The organism is uncultured Marixanthomonas sp. (assembly GCF_963974425.1).
Taxonomy (GTDB): Bacteria; Bacteroidota; Bacteroidia; order Flavobacteriales; family Flavobacteriaceae; genus Marixanthomonas.
Window position 1 is genome coordinate 1 of record NZ_CAXBCK010000007.1, and the last position, 22,811, is coordinate 22,811.

General features: G+C 34.9%; 19 protein-coding genes. 8 read left to right on the forward strand and 11 right to left on the reverse strand.

The window, feature by feature from the left end; genetic code table 11:
• Window positions 1-379 precede the first annotated feature (379 nt).
• From AACZ92_RS02910 to AACZ92_RS02920, 3 genes are all read right to left on the reverse strand, one after another.
• Window positions 380-724, reverse strand: coding sequence for a nuclear transport factor 2 family protein (locus tag AACZ92_RS02910; protein ID WP_339696949.1), 345 nt, complete (start codon window positions 722-724; stop codon window positions 380-382).
• A 315-nt stretch (window positions 725-1,039) separates the two neighbouring features.
• A complete protein-coding gene (locus AACZ92_RS02915; protein WP_339696951.1) occupies window positions 1,040-1,795 on the reverse strand; it encodes an SDR family oxidoreductase in 756 nt (251 codons plus the stop codon).
• An 87-nt stretch (window positions 1,796-1,882) separates the two neighbouring features.
• A complete protein-coding gene (locus AACZ92_RS02920) occupies window positions 1,883-2,440 on the reverse strand; it encodes a TetR/AcrR family transcriptional regulator (protein WP_339696953.1) in 558 nt (185 codons plus the stop codon).
• A 347-nt stretch (window positions 2,441-2,787) separates the two neighbouring features.
• Between AACZ92_RS02920 and AACZ92_RS02925 the strand changes: the two genes are divergently transcribed.
• Together AACZ92_RS02925 and AACZ92_RS02930 are read left to right on the forward strand one after the other, a co-directional pair.
• Complete coding sequence (locus tag AACZ92_RS02925; RefSeq protein WP_339696955.1) at window positions 2,788-4,011, forward strand: cyanophycinase; 1,224 nt, start codon at window positions 2,788-2,790, stop codon at window positions 4,009-4,011.
• Between the two features lie 156 nt (window positions 4,012-4,167).
• Window positions 4,168-5,352, forward strand: a complete 1,185-nt coding sequence (locus tag AACZ92_RS02930) for an MFS transporter (protein ID WP_339696957.1) — start codon at window positions 4,168-4,170, stop codon at window positions 5,350-5,352.
• A gap of 27 nt (window positions 5,353-5,379) precedes the next feature.
• Here the strand turns inward: AACZ92_RS02930 and AACZ92_RS02935 are convergent, their stop codons facing one another.
• Entirely contained in the window at window positions 5,380-5,874 is a 495-nt protein-coding gene (locus AACZ92_RS02935) for a hydrolase (RefSeq protein WP_339696959.1), read from the reverse strand.
• A 2-nt stretch (window positions 5,875-5,876) separates the two neighbouring features.
• On the reverse strand, window positions 5,877-6,653 hold the full coding sequence (locus AACZ92_RS02940; protein ID WP_339696961.1) for an MBL fold metallo-hydrolase: 777 nt from the start codon (window positions 6,651-6,653) through the stop codon (window positions 5,877-5,879).
• 82 nt (window positions 6,654-6,735) lie between these two features.
• Here AACZ92_RS02940 and AACZ92_RS02945 point away from each other — a divergent pair, with 82 nt between their 5' ends.
• Window positions 6,736-8,181: a TonB-dependent receptor gene (locus tag AACZ92_RS02945; protein ID WP_339696963.1), complete on the forward strand. Its 1,446-nt coding sequence runs from the start codon at window positions 6,736-6,738 to the stop codon at window positions 8,179-8,181.
• A 71-nt stretch (window positions 8,182-8,252) separates the two neighbouring features.
• Here the strand turns inward: AACZ92_RS02945 and bcp are convergent, their stop codons facing one another.
• Window positions 8,253-8,705 carry a thioredoxin-dependent thiol peroxidase gene (bcp, locus tag AACZ92_RS02950; protein ID WP_339696965.1) on the reverse strand — a complete coding sequence of 151 codons (453 nt, stop codon included), beginning with the start codon at window positions 8,703-8,705 and terminating at the stop codon, window positions 8,253-8,255.
• Between the two features lie 30 nt (window positions 8,706-8,735).
• On the opposite strand from bcp, the gene nth reads away from it, so the two are divergent.
• Window positions 8,736-9,395, forward strand: a complete 660-nt coding sequence (nth, locus tag AACZ92_RS02955; RefSeq protein ID WP_339696967.1) for an endonuclease III — start codon at window positions 8,736-8,738, stop codon at window positions 9,393-9,395.
• A gap of 252 nt (window positions 9,396-9,647) precedes the next feature.
• On the opposite strand, the gene AACZ92_RS02960 is transcribed toward nth, so the two are convergent.
• Window positions 9,648-10,232 (reverse strand): sigma-70 family RNA polymerase sigma factor, encoded by a 585-nt coding sequence (locus AACZ92_RS02960; RefSeq protein WP_339696969.1) that lies wholly within the window; start codon window positions 10,230-10,232, stop codon window positions 9,648-9,650.
• Window positions 10,233-10,488: 256 nt separating this feature from the next.
• Here AACZ92_RS02960 and uvrA point away from each other — a divergent pair, with 256 nt between their 5' ends.
• Together uvrA and AACZ92_RS02970 are read left to right on the forward strand one after the other, a co-directional pair.
• Window positions 10,489-13,266 (forward strand): excinuclease ABC subunit UvrA, encoded by a 2,778-nt coding sequence (gene uvrA, locus AACZ92_RS02965; RefSeq protein ID WP_339696971.1) that lies wholly within the window; start codon window positions 10,489-10,491, stop codon window positions 13,264-13,266.
• Between the two features lie 309 nt (window positions 13,267-13,575).
• Window positions 13,576-14,883 carry a hypothetical protein gene (locus AACZ92_RS02970; protein ID WP_339696973.1) on the forward strand — a complete coding sequence of 436 codons (1,308 nt, stop codon included), beginning with the start codon at window positions 13,576-13,578 and terminating at the stop codon, window positions 14,881-14,883.
• Between the two features lie 68 nt (window positions 14,884-14,951).
• Here the strand turns inward: AACZ92_RS02970 and AACZ92_RS02975 are convergent, their stop codons facing one another.
• The 3 genes from AACZ92_RS02975 to AACZ92_RS02985 all read right to left on the reverse strand — a co-directional run bounded on the left by AACZ92_RS02975 (window position 14,952) and on the right by AACZ92_RS02985 (window position 19,166).
• Window positions 14,952-16,238 (reverse strand): glycosyltransferase family 4 protein, encoded by a 1,287-nt coding sequence (locus AACZ92_RS02975; protein ID WP_339696975.1) that lies wholly within the window; start codon window positions 16,236-16,238, stop codon window positions 14,952-14,954.
• 6 nt (window positions 16,239-16,244) lie between these two features.
• Window positions 16,245-18,692, reverse strand: a complete 2,448-nt coding sequence (locus tag AACZ92_RS02980) for a YfhO family protein (RefSeq protein ID WP_339696977.1) — start codon at window positions 18,690-18,692, stop codon at window positions 16,245-16,247.
• Between the two features lie 219 nt (window positions 18,693-18,911).
• Window positions 18,912-19,166 carry a DUF4834 family protein gene (locus AACZ92_RS02985; protein WP_339696979.1) on the reverse strand — a complete coding sequence of 85 codons (255 nt, stop codon included), beginning with the start codon at window positions 19,164-19,166 and terminating at the stop codon, window positions 18,912-18,914.
• Window positions 19,167-19,271: 105 nt separating this feature from the next.
• Between AACZ92_RS02985 and AACZ92_RS02990 the strand changes: the two genes are divergently transcribed.
• Together AACZ92_RS02990 and AACZ92_RS02995 are read left to right on the forward strand one after the other, a co-directional pair.
• A complete protein-coding gene (locus AACZ92_RS02990) occupies window positions 19,272-20,282 on the forward strand; it encodes a transporter (RefSeq protein ID WP_339696981.1) in 1,011 nt (336 codons plus the stop codon).
• A gap of 8 nt (window positions 20,283-20,290) precedes the next feature.
• Window positions 20,291-21,409: a GTP cyclohydrolase gene (locus AACZ92_RS02995; RefSeq protein ID WP_339696983.1), complete on the forward strand. Its 1,119-nt coding sequence runs from the start codon at window positions 20,291-20,293 to the stop codon at window positions 21,407-21,409.
• A 117-nt stretch (window positions 21,410-21,526) separates the two neighbouring features.
• Here AACZ92_RS02995 and AACZ92_RS03000 read toward each other — a convergent pair whose 3' ends face one another.
• Window positions 21,527-22,786, reverse strand: coding sequence for an aminotransferase class I/II-fold pyridoxal phosphate-dependent enzyme (locus AACZ92_RS03000; RefSeq protein ID WP_339696985.1), 1,260 nt, complete (start codon window positions 22,784-22,786; stop codon window positions 21,527-21,529).
• Window positions 22,787-22,811 lie beyond the last annotated feature (25 nt).

Below are 22,811 nucleotides of genomic sequence, written 5' to 3' on the forward strand. Positions count from 1 at the left end.
TTCAGTAAGTTACAAAATATATTTATCTTTGGCGAGACTTGTGCAACAGGCACAAAGTATAAAAATAATAGGGTGATTATGGCTTAGTCAAAAGGTCTATTTGTGTTTGCGAAGTCGCCCTTTTTTTGTTTTAGCTTTTAATTAATGTAAATTGTAAAATCATAAAAAAAAGGGCTTGTGGCTCAACCGAAAGGAAACAGCTTATTTTCTGCCCTACTATTTTTATACCCCAACCGATATATACACATAAAAGTTGTATCCCAGTTAAGACTTCCTCGATATGAATAATTTGCTAAAAAACATCTTATTCAATCTCAAAATACAAAAGTCTGAATACGTTAACTTTTCATCTTACATTAGTTTTGTAACTAATGTAAAGTTAATATCGCATTGTCCAGCTCTTAATTTTTCCACCCTCTACAGTGAATAAAAAATTAGCCTTGTTCGTATAGCCTTTACTACTGTATTTTCCTGTTACAACTACTTCCTTATTATTTGTTGTATAGTGTGCGTTCTCAACGTGACCTTGTCTTTCAATAATATCACTTTCAAGCCAACTAAAAAATGCTTCTCCATATTTTGCTTCACCACTACCATAAGTCTGTGATGCATTTTCATGAAACAATGAACGAATTTGTTCCGCATTATTTTTAGACATTGCAGTTATTAGTGATTTAATTACCTCTTCTGGATTAGATTCTGAATTTTCGATAGTATTGCTCATAAGCGTGTGTTTTATTTCCTTTTATTTACTTGTTTGTTGATTTATTTCTTGCTGAGATTGTTTTTCATTCTGTTGACCACAGACAATTATTGTTACTAGTAAAAACGATATAATAAAAAAATGTTTCATTCTAACCAATTTATTATTTCATATTAGAAGTTAGTGGAAATCATTTTAAACAGTTTAAACTGGGTTTTCATGGTTGCCTCTCTCAAAATTTTCATCTAAAAGCTGAATACTTAAAATTTCTACTGTTATAAAAAAAATAAACAGCAGACACTCTGTGTTCCGGCTGTTATAAATTAAAAAGATAATTTATTTGGTAGTATAACCACCGTTTGCCAAAATAGTCTGTCCTGTAATCCACCACCCATCGGTTGCTAAAAAGGTTACAATAGGAACAATATCCTCAATTTGAGTTAAACCGCCCAAAGCCGATGCCGACTTGTGGTATGAAACTGCATCCTCTCCTTCCTGTCCATAGAAAAATGGAGTGTCCATCGGGCCAGGTGCAACGGCTGTAACTGAAATTCCGCGTTCCCCGAATTCTTTTGATGCAGCTCTTGTAAAATGCTCAACAGGAGCTTTTGCACCTGCATAAGTAGAGTACAATCCAGTATAAGCACCTAATAAAGATGTTAGAATTGTGATGATTTTCCCATTACCCTCCAACTGTTTTCCGGCTTCTTGAATAAAGAAATAAGCTGCTTTAGAATTAACACCAAACATAGTGTCATATTCTTCTTCAGTGGTGTCTACAAATGGCTTTTTTAATACCATTCCTGCAGTATTAACAGCAATATCTACCCTTCCAAATTTATCTTTTGCAGTCTTAAAAAGTGTTTTTACATTTTCAACCTTTGTCAAATCACTTTGAACAATAATTGCTTCACTACCTGCATCTTGTATGGCTTTTACCGTTTCTTCTGCATCGTTTTTTGTTCTATCGCTATGGTAATGCACTACTATTTTTGTTCTATGCTGTGCCATATCTCTACTAACTAATCCACCAAGGTTTTTTGCACCTCCTGCGATTACCACTACTTTTCCTTTTAAATCTAATTTTCCCATAGTTGTTTCTGTTTACAGTATTAATTATAATCAAAACTAATACCGTTAGACTGAATATTCATTCAGTAAATGTTAAAAAAAATACAACTATTTTTTTATGGCATCCCAGGCCATTTGTATGAGGGTATTTTTATATTGAGTATCGATTGTAATATGGAGCTCATTTGCAGATTTAATCCAATAGGCTATCGCGCTAAAAACAAAAAAGGTTAAGTGTTCCGCTTTTATAGTTTTAAATAAATCCTCCTGATGTCCTTTTTTATAAAGTGTATCAAAATGATGAAACCTAGACATTGCTTTTTTCTGTGTTTCAGCATTGATTAATGGTGAGAATGCATATTGAGATATAAAATTAAATTTTAAAGGGTTATTTAAAAAATAGTCAATCATTCTACTGTAATAATCTTTAAAAGTTTCATATACATCTTTGTTAAAACCATTGTTGACAAAGACTAACGCTGCTTCTTCCTCTTTAATTTTAACATAAATGCCATTTATGATATGTTCTTTGTTCTCAAAATATTTATATACGGTCCCCATTCCCACTTCTGCCCTATCTGCAATTTTGGACATGGGGGTACGTTCAAGACCGCGCTCGATAATTAACTCTAAGGCAGCATCTAAAATTCGTTCTGTTTTATCCATTTGATTAAAGTTTTTGAGTTAACAAAGATACAATTTCCGTTAATAGCCATTCCACACACTTTTGAACCAACGCTTCGTCCCACGCAAAAAAGAGTGCTCCATTACCTTTTTAAAGAAAGATTTTTAGAAGAAAACTTTTAAAGAACTTTCGGTTTTTAAAACAAACATTCAGACTGCAATTACTGCTTTTTCATCGATGCTATAATTAATTACTTGGTTATAGCCTACTTACTAAAATCATCGCCGATTTCCTATTCAATTTTTATTTGCTAAATTACGTACTTAACCATGCAACTAATTTTATTCAAACAGGTTAACATACATTTCTAAGGAACATTCTGCAACACATGAAAATAAAGGAACTAACATTTAAAATCCTCAAACATCTATCTTTATTATTAGTTCTAATTTCAATTATTTCCTGCCAAAATTCAGAAAATAAACCGAATGGAAATAAAAGTCAATCTATTGGCCCAAAAAATGGAGCATTATTAATAGGTGGTGGCGGAATAACAGACGAAATGTGGCACGTATTTTACGATTTGGCCGGTGGAGAGTCAGCTAAACTTGTTATAATCCCAACTGCTTTTGATGAAAGTTCAATTAACTACGACCCAGAATTTAAAATTTTAAAAAGACAGTTTACTGCTCGTGGCTTTGATGACATACGATTAATGCATACAAGAGATACTTTGGTCGCAAATAGCGATGATTTTGTTCAACCTTTAAAAACCGCAACAGCAGTTTGGTTAACCGGTGGAAGACAATGGCGTACAGCAGATGCATATTTGAATACTAAAACTCATTTTGAATTGAAAAACGTTCTAAAACGTGGCGGAATTATTGGCGGGCATTCGGCAGGAGCTTCAATTCAAGGTTCTTATTTGGTGAGAGGCGGGAGAAATTTAAATGGAAATTACAGTATAATTAGCAACCCCGAAATTGGATTTGGATTGGTTACAAATACTGCTTTTGACCAACATCACCTTGACAGAAACAGACATTATGATATGTTTGATTTGTTAAAAATCAGACCAGAACTGTTAGGTGTTGGTATTGATGAAGATACTGGTATTTTAGTACAAGGAAATGAATTTCAAGTTATAGGTAATAAATACGTATCTATTTATGATAACACGTTTTGGTCGCCTTATTTCAATGAAATTGACTCACTAGAAACTGGAAAAAACAAATTCTACGTTTTAAAAAATGGCGATAAATACAATCTAAAAGAGCGAAGAGTTCAGCGAAATAAATTTATAAAACCGAAAAACATAAGTTTTAATGAACAAAAAGAATACATAGGGAATTATTTGTTTGAAAAAAGTAAGGTGTTTTGGAATAACATCGTAATTGAAAATGATACTTTAAAGTTTCAGGTAGGGAGACGAAATATAGTCCGAGATCCCATCCCTATTTATGCGTACGGAAAAGATTTGTTTTTTGATACAGACGCTGAATTCTGGTTTCATTTCACAAGAGATAGTCTAGGGACTATAACAGGATTTGAAAAAAGAACACATCAGTTTATAGATGGTCTAAATCAAAGATTTAATAAGATTACCGAATAATAATTTTTTACAACTACCTATCCCTTGAAAAACAATAGTTCAGTTTCTTAAAATTAGTATCTTATTTTTTAACTTGCTCAGCCTATTAAAAAGGAGAAGTGACTGCCTAGACAAGGATATACAATTACACCCATAAACACTTTAAACACAATATACTTGAAACAACCTAAGGTAATACTTCCAGTAATTGTAATCTCGCAGTTTTGCTGTACCTCACTTTGGTTTGCGGGAAATGGTGTGATAAATGATCTCGTACTAAATTTCAATCTTAACATAAGTGCTTTAGGACATTTAACCTCGGCAGTCCAGTTTGGATTTATTATTGGCACATTGGGTTTTGCCATCTTGACTATAGCTGACCGATTTTCACCTTCAAAAGTATTTTTAATCAGTGCTTTACTTGGGTCATTGTTTAATTTAGGAATAATCTGGGAAAGCAACAATTTAATGAGTTTACTCCTACTTCGTTTCTTTACAGGTTTTTTTCTTGCTGGTATTTATCCAGTAGGAATGAAAATAGCTGCAGATTATTATAAAAAAGGACTGGGAAAATCACTTGGGTTTTTAGTTGGTGCATTGGTAATTGGGACTGCTTTTCCACATTTGCTAAAAGAGATAACTGATTTATATTCCTGGAAATCTGTACTTATGGCAACTTCATCACTTGCGGTGGTAGGTGGCTTGTTAATGATACTTATGGTACCTGATGGTCCATATAGAAAGCCCAGCCAACGAGCAGATTTATTTGTTTTTTTTAGCGTATTCCGTAATAAAAAATTTCGGTCTGTTGCTTTTGGTTATTTTGGTCATATGTGGGAGTTGTACGCATTTTGGGCTTTTGTGCCCATCATGCTTAAAAAGTATAGCACAGAACATACTCAAGTACTATTCAATGTTTCTCTTTTATCATTCTTAATAATCGGAATTGGTGGTTTGGCCTGCGTATTCAGCGGCTATCTTGGGCAAAAAGCAGGTATCAAACAAATAGCATTCATTGCATTACTGTTATCTTGTGGATGCTGCCTAATTTCTCCATTGCTATTTAATAGCGAATATGAAAGCTTGTTCATTGCTTTTCTCATTTTTTGGGGAATGGTTGTTATTGCAGACTCTCCGCTTTTATCAACATTAGTAGCTCAAAATGCACCTGAAGAAATAAAAGGGACTGCACTTACAATTGTTAATTGCATAGGGTATTCAATAACGATACTTAGCATTCAATTTATTACAGAAATGATAGCGTTGACTGACTCAAATGCTATTTATACAATACTAGCTATAGGTCCTATTTTAGGTTTAATTGCATTGAGAAGTAAGAGTTACAAGACGGTTTCCAGATAGCGTATAAAATAAATTGTTTATTGAATATTACTTGCCATACAACAATGAGCCAATAACATTTAGGTCGATACTTTCATCTTCGTTCATGTAATATTCCAAAACCATTTCGCCCCAGTAGGTACCGTCGGTAAAATCGGCTACAATCCATCGGTGATTTAAAAACTTCACTTTGTTTATCTTCATTTTCCCCTCTATTCCATCATAAGGAACAATAGGGTTTTTACCTTTTTTACCATTAAGATCGTAAATGTGTTCTTTCACCTGGTTTTCAATATCGGAAGCTTCATATCCAACTTCTTCAAAATAAGTCATAGCGTTGTCATTTCCTTGAAGCGTAAAATAATTTACGTCCATTAATTGTCTAGCTAAAGAATCATTGACTTTTTCATACTTATCAACCTTACTTTTCAGCAGAGCTATGTCATTTTCTTGTGATTCATATATCTGCTTTTCGTTCATATATTGAAATATGATGAACAATAAAGCAAAAAAGAACAAGTACATATATAATTTCTTTCTCATAACTATATTTTAATTTTCAATGTATCGTATGCCATAAAAACGTTTTTTGGCAGTTGTTTTGACGCTTCTTCATGAAAGCCCATTAAATGGCTTATATGGGTTAAATAAGCACGCTCAGGGTTTATTTTCTCTATAAAGGCTAATGCTTCTGCTAAATTAAAATGCGAATAGTGTTCTTTTTCCCGCAACGCATTTACCACCAGTACTTTTGTTCCTTTAATTTTTTCTACTTCTTCTTCAGAAATTGTTTTAACATCAGTTAAATATGTAAACCCATCAACCCGAAACCCTAGAACAGGTAGCGTATGGTGCATGGCTTCAATGGGAGTTACTTTCTTTTCGCTTATAATAAAAGAAGTGTCTTTATCTATTTCTATTTCATCGAGAGTTGGTGCACCTGGATATTTATTTTCAATTTCAAATATATAGGCAAAGCGATCGTGAAGCGATTTAAAAACCCGCTTGTGAGCATAAAAAGGGATGTTCCCTTGTTTAAAATAAAACGGGCGTATATCATCTATCCCAGCTGTATGGTCGCTATGCTCGTGAGTCAATAATATTCCATTTAGGTATGTCACGCCTTCCCTAAGCATTTGATATCGAAAATCTGGTCCACAGTCAATTACATAATTATAATTGTTCCATTGCAATAACACGGAAACCCGAAGACGTTTATCCTTGGGATCGTTGCTTTTACAAACGGGATGGTGACTTCCTATTACGGGGACACCTTGTGAAGTTCCGGTGCCCAAAAATGTTACGGTAAATTGCGAATTCATTCACACAAAAATAACAGTATTTTTTTTGAATAGCTACGGTATTTCTTACCTTTGTTAGTACCATTCATAATAAAGGGTAACTATGCCAGATACTATATTAGGAGACAAAGAGTTTGAAAACATTCCTTCCATTAGAAGTAAAGCTTTTCGAATAAATTTGAATGAAAATATCTACGGAACTTTTGCTGAAATAGGTGCTGGACAAGAAACCGTTCGGAATTTTTTTAGAGCAGGCGGTGCATCCGGCACGATTGCGAAAACCATGTCGGCTTATGATAAGGATTTTAGCGATGCCATTTATGGAGAAGAAGAAGATGGACGCTACGTTACAGAATCCCGACTCAAAAAAATGCTTTCGCACGAAATAGACCTTATCGAACAGCGAATAGCCCGAAAAAAGCATCCAAATAAACTATTCTTCGCGTATGCAAATACGGTGGCAACTATTGATTTTGCTAAAAAATATAAAGGTCACGGTTGGGTTGGCATTAAATACCAAGTAGATCCTAATGAAGATTATAGCGAAATTATGCTACATGTTCGCTTTCATGAAAATGAAGCATTATTACAACAAATTACGTTGGGAATTCTTGGTGTTAATCTAATTTATGGTGCCTATTATAAGTATGACACGCCTAAAAAGTTATTACGCTATTTATACGACCACATTGATAAAGATAAAATTGAAATTGATACGATAAATTTTTCCGGACCTAAGTTTGAAAAAGTTGATAACCGCTTAATGAGTTTACAGCTTATTAAAAACGGAATGACCGAAGCTATTATGTTCGGTCCTGACGGAAACAACATTTTACCAGCTAGAATTCTTTACAAAAAGAACATTTTAGCGCTTCGCGGAAGCTTTCGTCCAGTAACAAAAGTAAACATCGATATGTATGAAAACTCATACGAGATGTTTTTACAAGAGAGAAAAGTTGAAAAAGAGCGTACCGAAGTTATCTTTGAAATCACACTATCCAACCTTCGTGCAGAAGGTGAAATTGACGAAGAAGACTTTATGGATCGAGCTAAACTGCTTTGTTCTCTTGGGCATACAGTAATGATTTCTAATTTTCAAGAGTATTACAAATTGGTGGAATATTTTTCACGATACACCAAAATGCGTTTAGGATTAGCCATGGGAGTAAATAATTTGGTCGATATTTTTGATGAAAAATACTACCGTCATTTAAGTGGTGGTATTCTAGAGGCCTTTGGGAAGTTATTCTTTAAAGATCTTAAAGTATACCTCTACCCAATGCGCGACCCTGAAACAGGTGAATATACTACCAGCGAAAACTTGAAAGTACATCCAAGAATGAAAGAATTATACAAATTCTTCAAGTACAATGGTAAAGTAGTGGATATAAAAGATTACAATCCAAACATTTTAAACATCTTCTCTCGCGAAGTATTAGAAATGATAGAAAACGGTGAGGAAAATTGGGAAGAAATGCTTCCCCCTGGTGTTTCTGAAATTATTCACGAAAAAGAATTATTCAGTTACCACGCAAAAACTTCCAAATAGATATATAGATTATAAAAAAACGGCTAGGTTTTATATTTTAAAAACTAGCCGTTTTATTGTTATAAAGAATATTAATCTAAAATTTGCGCAGCGTGATCTTTCGTTTTTACTTTTGAAATAACACGTTCTACTTTTCCTTCTTCATCAACAATAAATGTCATTCTATGAATACCATCATACTCCCGACCCATAAATTTTTTAGGTCCCCAAACGCCGAATGTATTGATTACCTCTTTGTTTTCATCTGCCAATAACGGAAAGGGGAAATCATATTTTTCTTTAAAATTTTTCTGTTTGCGTTCGCTATCCGCACTTACTCCCAACAATTTGTAGCCTTTATTCTTAAGTTCTTCATAGTTATCCCTAAGGTTACAAGCTTCATTAGTACAACCAGGTGTGTTTGCTTTTGGGTAGAAAAAAACCACCAACTTGTAGCCTTTATAATCGGTAAGTGATACCGGATTCCCTTCTTGATCGTTAACAGTAAAATTTGGGACTTTGTCCCCTTCTTGTAAGGTTTTCATTTGCTATTTTTGTTTAAAAATAAGCAAAAAATGACGAAACAGGAAAAGGTTGACTTTGTAATCAAGACACTAAAAGAATTGTACCCACAAATACCAATTCCTCTAGATCATAAAGACCCATATACACTTTTGATTGCAGTCTTACTTTCTGCCCAAAGTACCGATGTTCGAGTGAACAAAATAACCCCTTTACTGTTTGAAGTCGCAGACAATCCTTATGATATGGTAAAACTATCGGTAGAAGAAATCCGGGAAATTATCAAGCCAGTTGGTTTGTCGCCTATGAAATCTAAAGGAATCCACGGTCTTTCTGAAATTTTAATCGAAAGCTATAACGGGAAAGTTCCAGCAGATTTTGAAGCGTTAGAATCGCTTCCTGCCGTTGGCCATAAAACCGCTAGTGTAGTGATGTCTCAAGCTTTTAATATTCCTGCGTTTCCTGTAGACACACACATACATAGGCTATTATACCGTTGGGGATTTACGACGGGAAAAAATGTAACACAAACTGAGAAGGATGCCAAACGACTCTTCCCAATGGATTTATGGAATGAACTTCATTTACAAATAATATGGTACGGACGTCATTACTCACCAGCACGTGGTTGGGATTTGGAAAAAGATATTATTACTAAAACAATCGGTAGGAAAACAGTTCTGAACGAATATTATAAAAAGAAGAAAAAATAAGACATAAAAAACCCCGAAAATTAATTCGGGGCTCTTAACAAAGTTTAGTTTAGAAGTGCTTCAAACTTCAAATTATAATAATCGTTAACACTTAAAGCCTTTGAATAGTCTAGAAGAAACTTAATTGTTTCAACTTTAGGAGCCAGTTTATCCACCTGCTCCTGGTGTGAGGTTTTAGAGTACATTTTTTGCATAAAGAGTCGTTTTGTGGTTAATGTTATTTATTAACGCCCAAAAAAACAATTTATTGTATTAATTTGTCAACACAATATTATGCTTATCAATTACCTTCCGCAAGTTAATAAGTGCATATCGCATTCTTCCTAATGCCGTATTAATACTTACATCGGTTTGTAAGCTAATTTCTTTAAAGCTCATTTCTTTATAAATACGCATAACGAGCACTTCTTTTTGGTCTTCGGGTAGCTCTTCAATCAACCTTCTAACATCGTTCTCTACCTGCCCTTTTATTATTTGCTTTTCTGCATTTAAAGCGCCATCGGAGAGTACCGAGAAAATATTAAAATCGTCTTTATTTTCAAATTTTGGCATGCGGTTATTTTTTCTGAAATAATCTATAACCAAATTATGAGCAATACGCATAACCCAAGGTAAAAATTTTCCTTCTTCGTTATACTTACCTCGCTTTAAAGAGCGAATAACCTTTATAAAAGTATCCTGAAAAATATCTTCAGTGACATCTCTATTATAGACTTTAGAATAAATAAAACTGTAAATCCTTTGTTTGTGGCGGGTAATTAAATGAGAGAGTGCAGATTCATCACCATTTATGTAAGCACTAACCAATACTGCATCCGTATGGGTGTTCGTTTTCATATCAATACTTTTTAAGTTAACAACTAGCCTTGTTAAGGCTATTTAGTCGTTTTGGTTTTTAGTGTAAAAAGTAATAATATGCTATAGGCAATAAATTTTAAAATTGTCGTTGTGAGCCGTAAATATAACAACAAAGAAACGTGAAATGCAAATAAAACATAAAATTTTCCTAAAAAAATTATAATATCGGCACATGTGTAATCCCCATTTCTATGTAGTATCTTTGCAAAATCTTACCTAAAAAGAATCTTTTATTTTGAATATTGACACTTTAGATACTAAAAAGAACATCCTAATTAAGGGAGCAAAACTTCATAATCTAAAAAATATTGATGTTGCTATACCCAGAAATAAATTAGTAGTAATAACCGGTCTTTCCGGAAGTGGTAAATCCAGCTTAGCCTTCGATACCCTCTATGCTGAAGGTCAACGTCGTTATGTAGAAAGTCTTTCTTCCTATGCTCGCCAATTTTTAGGGCGATTAGATAAACCAAAAGTAGATTCCATTAAAGGGATTGCTCCGGCTATTGCCATTGAACAAAAAGTAAATTCCACTAATCCACGTTCAACGGTAGGTACTTCAACCGAAATTTATGATTACCTAAAACTTCTTTACACTAGAATTGGCCACACATTTTCACCAATTTCTGGAGATGAAGTAAAAAAAGATACGGTAACCGATGTTATAAATTACATTAAATCCTTTTCAGAAGGTGAAAAAATGCTCCTCCTCGCTCCTATTTTTTTAGAAGAAGGACGCACGATGAAGAACAAAATTCAAGCATTAGCCCAACAAGGATATGCTCGGGTAAAAAATAAAGATAGGGTAATTCGTATTGATGAATTGGAGGACAAACAAATTTCAAAAAAACTTCAATTAGTTGTAGATCGTATTATTACCAAAGATGACGAAGACTTTTATAATCGTTTAGCCGACGCTATTGAAATGGCTTTCTACGAAGGAAAAGGTGAATTATACATTGAAAAACTAAGTGATAATTCTAGTAAGGAGTTCAATAATCGTTTTGAGGCCGATGGGATGACTTTTTTAGAACCGAACGTACATCTTTTCAGTTTTAACAATCCCTACGGAGCCTGCCCCAATTGTGAAGGCTACGGAGATGTAATTGGCATTGATGACGACTTGGTGATACCTAATACGTCACTTTCTATCTATGAAAACGCAATTTTTCCATGGCGCGGTGATAGTATGAGTTGGTACCGAGACCAATTGGTCAATAACGCATATAAATTCGATTTCCCTATTCACAAACCTTGGTTCGAACTCACTGAAGAACAAAAACAATTGGTTTGGGACGGAAATAAATACTTTGAAGGCTTAAACGACTTCTTTTCTTTTTTAGAATCGAAAAGTTATAAAATACAGAACCGAGTCATGCTTTCTCGCTACCGTGGTAAAACAAAATGTAATGTTTGTAACGGAAAACGACTACGTCCAGAAGCAAGCTATGTAAAAGTGGGCGGAAAAGCCCTTCAAGAATTAGTGGAGCTTCCACTTGAAAAGTTAGCTATCTTTTTTAAAGAATTACAATTAAACGAATACGATACGAACGTATCCAAAAGGCTGTTGCTTGAAATAAACAACCGTCTTCAATTTTTAATGGATGTCGGACTGAGCTACCTGACTCTGAACCGAAAAAGTAACACGCTTTCCGGAGGAGAATCACAACGAATTAATTTAGCCACTTCGTTGGGCAGTAGCTTGGTCGGCTCCATGTATATTCTTGATGAGCCCAGCATCGGTCTGCATCCAAAAGATACTGAGCGATTAATAGAAGTTTTAAAATCCTTACGGGATTTAGGTAATACCGTTATTGTCGTGGAGCACGATGAAGATATTATGAAAGCTGCCGATGAAGTTATAGACATTGGTCCAGAAGCAGGAACCTTTGGCGGTGAAGTAGTTTCAACCGGAACGTTTAAAGATATTTTGAAATCTGATTCCCTTACAGCAAAATACTTAAATGGCACCATGGAGATTGAAGTTCCTAAAAAACGCCGCAGTTGGAAAGAAAGCATTAAAGTAATCGGTGCGCGGCAAAATAATTTAAAAAATATAGACGCAGAATTCCCGTTAGGTGTTTTTACAGCTGTCACCGGTGTTTCAGGAAGTGGTAAAAGTACCTTGGTTAAGAAGATTCTATATCCAGCTATGCTACGAAAAATTGGTGGCTATGGTGAAAAACCGGGTCAGTTTTCAGAATTAAAAGGAAATTTCAACAACATCAAGAACATTGAATTTGTTGATCAGAATCCAATTGGTCGTTCGAGCCGAAGTAATCCTGTAACGTATATAAAAGCATATGACGATATAAGGAATCTATTTGCATCACAGAAACTTTCAAAAATACGAAACTATAAAGCCAAGCATTTCAGTTTTAATGTAGATGGCGGGCGTTGTGAGACGTGTAAAGGTGATGGCGAAGTGACAATAGAGATGCAGTTTATGGCCGATGTACATCTAGAATGTGAAACATGTAATGGCAAACGCTTCAAAAAAGAGATTCTAGAAGTGAATTTTGAAAATAAGAATATTGATGATATCCTAACCATGACGGTTGATGATGCTATTTCATTCTTTAAAAAACACGAAGAGAAAAAAATAACCAAAAAATTAAAGCCTCTGCAAGATGTAGGTTTAGGATATGTACAATTAGGTCAAAGCTCCTCTACCCTTTCAGGTGGTGAGGCGCAACGTATTAAACTGGCATCCTTTTTAATTAAAGGTACCACAAAGGATAAAGCCCTCTTTATTTTTGATGAACCTACTACTGGGCTTCATTTTCACGATATCAAAAAACTGTTGGCATCATTCTACGCTTTATTAGAAAAAGGCCATACCGTTATCGTTGTAGAGCATAATATGGAGTTGGTAAAATGCGCCGACCATATTATAGACCTCGGCCCAGAAGGTGGTGAAAAAGGAGGACAAGTAGTAGCAGAAGGCACTCCTGAAGAAGTAGCGAGAAACAAAAAATCATTTACAGCTACTTATCTAAAAGAGAAGATTTAATCAGTACTATTTTTTGGCATAAAGATTGAAAGCTATTAAATAAGAAATATTTAGTTTTTTATCGATTAGTTTTTAGTTAAACCCCGGAGTTTCTTTTACAAGAAAAGCCGGGGTTTTATTTATTCTATCCTTTCCTTAGCAATAAACAGACATTAGGGATTGAAGTTGAAAAAATAAAAACAGTAAACTCATCAACATAACATTAATTGATAATCAACTGGTTACAAAACTTGGCACGATGATTGTTTCGTAATAAATGTACCGAGCTGACCAAAAATTTAAAGCAAGTACAACTTAAAAACCTCTATTATGAAAAAAGTAACCTTATTCTTATTCAGTATTTTTCTAGTAAGTCTTACTGCAACAGCAAAAAGTAACGCTTCAGAAGAAATTGCAAATTACAGTTACGATGGAAAATCGTATGTGTTTGTAGAAGGAGATGTTGAATTTTCAGTATTTCCAGATGGTCAGTTTGATTTTGTGTATTTAGGTCAAAACCGGAGTAATGTAAATGTAAACGTAAATACACGAAATGTAAATATTTCATTTAACGGCGGATATGATTATGAAGCATATGTACAATATGATGATTATGGTGCCGTGATTCAAGTGGAAGAAATTCCTATTTATTATGACGAATACGGCCGTGTAGCCCAAGTAGGTAATACCGAAATACGCTATAACGACAGACGTATTGTGCGTGTTGGAGGCTTACATGTAGTTTATAACCATTACGGGCATTTTTCGCACGTTACTGGATATATAAATTTATGGACTCCAAGATATGTTTATCGTCCATGGCACGTATATTATGCAAGACCGTATTATTCAAACTGTGTTGTATATGATAATCCTTATAGAAGATATTATAGTCCACACCGTTATAGTTGGGTAAAGCATAGAAAGTATTATAACAATAGACATCGTGTAGCCTACAACAATAGTAGAAGAAACTTTTATCGTCCAGGTAGTCGTACACATTATAAAAATGGTCGTGTAACAAAACGTAGTGATTATAACCCAAACCGACGTAATACCTACGCCACAGAGAACCCACGCAGAAATAACGTGAATAGAAGTAACATTACACGTACTAATAATCGTGCATCAGTTGCTAAAGGAACAAGTTCTCGGGGGAATACAAAAACGGTGCGAAGTTCGTCATCTAGTAATAAACGAAATGTTATTTCTAGTAACAATACGAAAAGATCAAGTACTGTACGGAAGTCAACCGTTAGTAATAATCGAAATAGCTCTTCTAGTCGTAATGTAATTTCTAAAACAAGTTCTACTAGAAGCTCTAAACCTAAATCGACTATAAATAATAGAAGTCGAACAACCACGAGTAATACAAAAAGTGTTTCACGAAGTAGCACGCCTCGAAAAGTGAGTACTAATAGAACTCAAAGTATAAACAAACGTACAAGCAGTTCAAATAAAAGAAAGGCTGTTTCACAAAATAAAAGAACAAGTACAAATAATAAAACCTACCGTTCTAGTACTCCAAAAAGAAGTACTGCAAAACGCAGCAGCTCGGTAAAAAGATCTAATTCTAGTGGAACTAGTAAAAGTAGCCGATCGTCTTCAAGCAACAGTAGACAAAGAGGCCGCGGATAATAAAAGTTTTTGGTTGGTTAGTTAGAAACCCCTGTTAAGCGAAAGTTTAGCGGGGGTTTCGCATTTTATTACCCAGCAACCTTTTGTATAACTTCAGCCATATGTTTCGTCAAGCTTCTACGACTGTATTTTGAAATATTTTTTGAATTCACTCCTAATGCTTCTTTTTTATATTCAGAATATAATTGTAAAATATTAGACTTCAGTTTTTCCTTTTCTGAATAGTTGAAAAACTGACCGCTTTCAGTTTCTATAATTAGCTTTTCAATATCACTCCCTTTTGGCCCCAAAGCAATAATAGGCCTTTTTGCCACCAAGTATTCAAACAACTTACCTGGAATGATAGCACGGGTTTCTGGGCGGTCTATTTCAAGAAGTAAAAGTACCTGAGCATTGTGCTGCATTTGTAAAGCTTCAGAATGCGAAACATAACCTAGCAACCTTAAATTATCTTTTAATCCTTGCTTTTTAATGCTTTCAACCACACTTTCACTTATAGTTCCTGCGAGTGTTAATTGAAAATCAGCAGCAAATTTTTCATTTACTGAAACCAATTTTGAAAGTACGTTCCATAGAACAGAAGGATTGCGTTCGCTTAATAAAGAACCAACATGTACAATGGAAAATTTGATGTCAAGTTCCGGTGTGATTTTTTCTCTAATTTCGTATCCGTTTGTAATTACTTCAATCGGTTTTTTAGTAATTTCCTGAAATTCTTTTTTGGTCGTTGGGCTGGTTACTGTAATTAAGTCAGCGCTTTTTAAAACTTCAGCTTCCAATTGTTTATGCCTTTTTTCTGAAGCTTTAGTAAGCCGTAACGATTTATGATAATGTATGGTCGTCCACGGATCTCTAAAATCGGCAATCCACGGAAGTTTTGTTTTCTTTTGTAATTCAAGACCAATTAAATGAAGACTGTGTGGTGGTCCCGTTGTAATTATTGTATCGATTGAATTTTCTGAAAGATATGTTTTCAGAAAATTTACAGAAGGCTTTACCCACCCTACCCGAGCATCTGGAATAAAGAAGTTTCCACGAATAAAAAGTAACAGCTTCTCTACAGTAGATTGTTTTTTTTCAGAAATAATCCCACTACTTATTTGTGATGTTTTCTTTTTAGAGAGTAGTTTAGCAAACTTATAGGGTTCGTTTACGGGATGTTTCAGAATTTCTATATCATTGGGTACATCGGCTTCAAAGCTTGTATCAATTAATGGGTAATGAGGGTTTTCTGGCACATAGACAACTGGCTCAATCCCGAATTCTTTAAAGTATTTTACAAAGTTAAGCCAACGTTGAACGCCTGGTCCACCTGCTGGAGGCCAATAATAGGTTATAATTAAGACTTTTCTCATAACCAATTAGGTATTGTCAATTTCAGTTTTATTTTGTTTAAAACTAAAATATATTCCTCCTATCAACAATAGGACAAAAATAAGGGTGCTAACCAAACTTACAGTACTTCCTGTTTGTATAACTTTAGGCTCAAACTTGAACTCTATTTTATGTAAACCCTCCGGAATGGTCATCGCCCGTAACGCATAATTAGCTCTGTAATAATCAGTTGGCTCCCCATCAAGGTATACATTCCAACCGTGTGGATAATATATTTCAGAAAACACAGCCAGTTGTGGAGATTTTGTAGCAGTTTCGTACATTAAATGTTGAGGCTCGTGCTTTACTAAATCAATCGTAGCAGAGCTATCACGACTTATCTTTTCAACAGGTAATTCATTTTTAAATTTCTTAGGAATTATAGCTGTTTTCTTGGTGTCTAAACTATCTAATAACAATAATTCATCGTTTGCATTATCTGCCAAAATCACATTATCAACAAACCAAGCATTGCCATTCGCGTAGGGATTTCGCTGTGCCACTGCTCCCCCATTTTCACCTTGAGTAATAATATATTTTACATTTAGCATATTGAGCATCCCAATATTTCCTCTGCTTATATAAAATTCATTAAGGTCTTGCATTCTACCTGGTTTAGCAGCGTGATAACCTCCCAATGCATTGTGATAATAACTGGCGCGACCGCTATTAAATGCATTGGTGGTAGCATCATATACTCTATAATTACTATCATCTTTTAAGATTTGCAAATCCGCTCCGTTTTTCTGAAACGGTTGTTCCATAACTCGTGCCTGAACAAAATCGTCATTGTTTACGTATCGCCTATCCACTCCTACAAGATCAATCACAATTAAAACAGCGAGTACTGAAATTACTCCTATTTCTTTCAGTTTACCCTTTAAAAAGAACCATAATGTAGCTCCTGCAAGTAAAACAAAGATTAACGACCGGATAGCATCTGAAGTCAACATGGCTGCTCTATCTTCTCTTACCGCGTCGAGAACTGGCAAACTCAAGCTTTCACGAATGTTTGCATCGTAAAATGAATTGGAAAAATCTAACAGTGTCGATTTAAATAGAATAAATACTAATGCTACTCCACCTGTTATTCCGGCGCTGTATAACAAAGCTTTCTTTTTTTCTTCATCGCGTTCAAAGCCGCTGAAAAATTGGTGTAATCCCACTACTGCTAAAATTGGCAAAATCAGTTCCATAATCACTTGAATAGATGATACCGCCCTAAACTTACTGTATAGCGGAACGTAGTCAATAAAAAATTCCGTCAAGAAACTAAGATTTTTCCCCCAGGAAAGGAACAAACTCAATATAAATGCAGCTGTTACCCACCATTTTAGACGTCCTTTCACTAAAAACAAGGCCAAAACAGCTAAAAAGATAACCACCGCTCCAATATAAGCTGGTGCTGCTACAATGGGTTGATCTCCCCAATAGGTGGGTAATTGATTTAAAATCTGGCTAGCTTCCTGTGGCGATGCTCCCATTTTTAATAAAGCTTCTTTAGTTGCGCCGTCTTGAGGCAACGGATCTCCAGAACCACCTCCCATGAAATTTGGAATAAACAGATTTAATGTTTCTAGTTTTCCGTAGCTGTATTCTGTAATATAATCAAAATCAAGTCCGTCTACGTTATCTTTAGGCGAACCATCAGAGTTAATCGTTAATTCACTATTTCCTCGGGTAGAAGTATCGGCATATTCTTTTGTGGCTAAAATATTAGTAGCATTGAGACCGACAGCAATTAAAACTCCAAGTACCATAACACCTAAAGCCTTAAAGTAATGAGGAAGCATTTTTTTCTTGAAAGCATCAACTAAATAAGCAACTCCAATACAAATAACCAAGAACAGAAGATAATAAGTCATTTGGTAGTGATTGGAAACCAATTCGAGTCCCATCGCAACTGTGGTTAATAAAAAACCATACAGAAATTTACCCCTAAAGGTCAACAAAATCCCACTCAATACCAATGGCATATACGCAATAGCGTGGGCTTTGGCATTATGCCCCACGCCGAGAATTATAATAAGGTAGGTTGAAAAGCCAAAGGCTAATGCTCCTAGAAAAGCAAGTTTATAGTCAACTTTTAATACTAATAATAAAATGTAGAGGCCTATAAAATATAGAAACAGGTAATCTGCTGGTCGCGGCAAAAACCGAATGGCAAGATCTAAATCTTTAATATAATTATGAGGATATTTAGCTCCTAACTGGTAAGTGGGCATACCGCCAAAAGCAGCATCGGTCCAATACGTTTCATTTCCAGTTTCAGCACGATAATCCTTTAATTGCTTAGCCATTCCTTGGTATTGAGCAATGTCGCTTTGAAAAATAGTTTTCCCTTGCAAAACAGGGCTAAAATAAGCCAACGAAGCAATAATAAAAAGAATGAAAATTATAAGATGCGGTAGAAATTTTTTAAGCGAATGCTTCATAGCCACTGTCAATTTTTTTGAAGTGTGAAAATTAACAAAAATATGCTACAATTGGATATACATCTTTAGATATAAATAGAAAAAGATCGCTGTGCTAAAAGAGTATGAGATATAGGTTATTATAAAACTGAAGCGCTAAAGTCTATATTCTTGCAGTATTTATACTAAAAAAGAATTTTACAAACAGACAGAAATCATACGAATATGATTTTTTTTAAATCACTCTACTTCTTCGTAATCCACATAATCCCCTACTGTAGATTTTTGTGATTTTTTTCTATTTGGTACTTTATCGATTGTCACTTTACCTTCTTTTTCTTTTTTCGAATTAGGGTTCCCTTGGGTTCCGTTAAAAGCTTGCTCAAAACGTTGCCCTGCTTTTTTGGCCACATACTTCATTAGGTACGGTGTAGCCCAACGGATTAAAACTTTTAACCCGAAAAATACCAGAAGGATAATTAATATCGTTTTCAAAAACGTAATCATAGAGTTCAAAAATACATAAACCCCTATAAAAAGACGAAAGCAATTTATTAAATAAATGATAAATTCTTATATCTTTGAATCAAACCCAAAACAATGATGAACAACCGAATTGTTTACTTTTTCCTAGTAGCTTTTGTAGCAACCACGACGCTTTCGGCACAATACACCGAAATACTCAACGCCAATAGGCCTGGCAGCTCTCAAGGTGCTTTTTCAGTAGGAACAAACATTTTACAATTTGAATCTGGGTTAAGTATTGGAAAAGAAGAACACCGATTGTTATTTACCGAAGCTAATACTTTTTCTTGGGATTACGCCATTAGGTATGGCGTGTTAAAAGAAGAACTTGAGGTGAGCTTAATGGGTAACTTTCAATCTAATAAAGTAACAGATACCCGTGGAGCGAACAACTTTGAACGCAACTTTGCCAATTTTAAAAGCAACACCTTAGGGGCTAAATATTTGTTGTACGATCCGTACCGCAACCGCGAAGCAAAAGGTCCTAATTTATATAGTTGGAAAGCCAATAACCGTATCCAATGGGCCGATTTAATTCCGGCCATTTCTGTTTATGCAGGAGCAAATTTTGACATAACAGAAGACAATCCTTTTACTCCTGAAGCAGAAAAATCTATTAGTCCGAAGTTTGTAGTGTCTACACAAAATAATTTTATTGGAGGTTTTGTATTTGTAACCAATATTATTGTAAATAGAGTTACTACAGATAATCCCGAATATGGATATATACTTACACTAACACACGCTACAAATCGGTATTTCTCTATTTTCTTAGAAAATCAAGGTATAAAAAGTGATTTTTATGCCGATCAATTACTGCGAGGAGGTGTAGCTGTCCTTATAAATAAAGATTTACAGGTTGACCTTTCTGGCACCCTAAATTTTAAAGATACTCCTTCCCTTTGGAGAGCAAGACTTGGTGTTGCCTATCGGTTTGATATGCATCGCGAAGACGAGTTTATTGAAGAAAAAGGAAAAAGCGGACGTGATAAAAGAAAGAAGTACAAGGAACAGAAAAAAGAAAAGAACGAACGTAACAAAAGAAAAGATCTCTTGGAAGATGATGGAGATGGTAGCCAATTGTAATAAATCACATGATTGAAGTTAAAAAAGTAACCAACAAAAAAGAATTAAAGCAATTTGTAACCTTTCCGTTCAAATTGTATAAAGACTGTAAATATTGGGTTCCACCGTTGATTAAAGACGAGATGGAAACCCTTGATAAAGCAAAGAACCCTGTTTTTAAAAATGCCGAAGCTTGGTATTTTTTAGCCTATAAAGACGGGAAAATTGCTGGAAGGATTTCAGTTATAATTAATCAACTGGAAGTTGAAGAACAAAACAAGAAAAAAGTCCGATTTGGCTGGTTTGATGTTATCGATGACGTTGAAGTGACCAAAGCCTTACTTGAAAAAGTTTTTGAAATTGGCGCTGCCCATAATTTAGAATATACTGAAGGACCTGTTGGCTTTTCAAATATGGAAAAAGCGGGAATCCTTACTATGGGGTTTGAAGAGTTGAATACCATGATAACGTGGTACCACTACCCTTATTACGCCAAGCACTTTGAACAATTGGGCTTTGAAAAACAAGCCACTTGGGTGGAATATAAATTGAGTATTCCAGACTCTATTAAAGAGAAAGTAGCTAAGTTTTCAAAAATTGTAAAACAGCGGTATAATCTTTCCGTCATTCGATTCAAAAACAAAAAGGAAATACTACCGTATGTTGACAAAATGTTCGATTTGCTCAATAAAACCTATAATGACTTACAGACGTTTGTACCTATTCAGCAATACCAAATAGACTATTATAAAGAAAAATACTTCAGTTTTGTGCATCCAGATTATATCACGTGCATAAAAGATGAAACAGGGAAACTTATTGCTTTTTCCATTGTTATGCCATCTTTCAGTAAAGCATTAAAAAAGGCCAATGGACGATTGTTTCCTACCGGTTGGTATCATCTTTTACAAGCTCAAAAGAAAAATGATATCGCCGCTTTTTATTTAATAGGGATTGACCCTGAGCTACAAGGAAAAGGTGTTACTGCTATTATTTTTGAAGAAATGCAACACTTGTTCAACTCTAAAGGGATTGAGCGCGTAGAAACCAACCCTGAATTAAAGGAAAACACCGCCGTGCAACTTCTTTGGAAAGACTATGAGCCGGTTCAACATAAAGAACGAAGTACGTTTAGGAAAGACTTATAACTAACCCAACCACAATTGTTTATTAAAAAAACCACTTCAACTTTGAAGTGGTTTTTTTTTGAATTTTATAATAATGCTTTTTGTTTGCCAAGATTCCTATTTTCATAGGAATTGAGTTTATTCACCCATTGCTTGCGCTACAGCTGCAGAAAGACGCTTATAAGTTCCATCTTCCAAACGATCGCGTATAGCTGAAAAGGCTTCTAATGTTTCGTTAATGTCATCCATGGTGTGTGATGCAGTTGGTATCATCCTAAGTAGTATTAATCCTTTAGGTATCACAGGGTAAACTACTATAGAACAGAATATTCCGTGATTTTCACGAAGATCTTTTACCAAAGCCATCGCCTCAGGAATACTTCCTTTTAAATACACGGGTGTTACACAACTTTGGGTAGTACCAATATCAAAACCTCGTTTTTTAAGTCCGCCTTGTAAAGCATCTACATTTTCCCAAAGCTTTTCTTTAAGCTCTGGCATGGTGCGTAACATATCTAAACGTTTTAAAGCACCTTCCACCAATTGCATTTGCAATGATTTGGCAAACATTTGAGAACGTAGGTTGTATTTTAAGTAGTTTATTATTTCTTCGTCTGCAGCGATAAAAGCTCCTGTACTCGCCATAGATTTTGCAAATGTGGCAAAATACACGTCAATATCATCTTGAACTCCTTGCTCCTCTCCTGCTCCAGCACCTGTTTTTCCTAAGGTACCAAATCCGTGTGCGTCATCAACAAACAAACGGAATGTATATTTCTTTTTAAGGGCAGCAATTTCTTTTAATCTTCCTTGTTCTCCTCGCATTCCGAAAACACCTTCAGAAATCAATAAAATTCCTCCTCCAGTTTTTTCAGCAACTCGTTCAGCACGTTTTAAGTTTTTTTCGATACTTTCCATATCGTTGTGCTTATAAGTAAAGCGCTGACCTAAATGCAAACGAACACCATCTATAATACAGGCATGAGCATCTACATCGTACACAATTACATCGTCTTTTGAAACTAAAGCATCAATGGTAGAAACCATTCCTTGATAACCGAAATTCAATAAATAAGAAGCTTCTTTATTTACAAATGCAGCTAATTCTTTTTGTAGTTGCTCGTGAAGATCGGTATGACCGCTCATCATACGAGCACCCATTGGATATGCTGAACCGTATTTGGCACCAGCTTCGGCATCTACTTTACGTACTTCAGGGTGATTAGCGAGGCCTAAATAATCATTTACACTCCATGTAATCACTTCTTTCCCATTAAAGTGCATTCTATTGCTAATAGGACCTTCAAGTTTGGGAAATACAAAATAGCCTTCAGCTTGTTCTGCCCACTTCCCTAACGGGCCTTTGTCTTTGTAAATTTTATCAAATAAATCTTTCATCAAGTAATTTTGTTTCAATACAGGG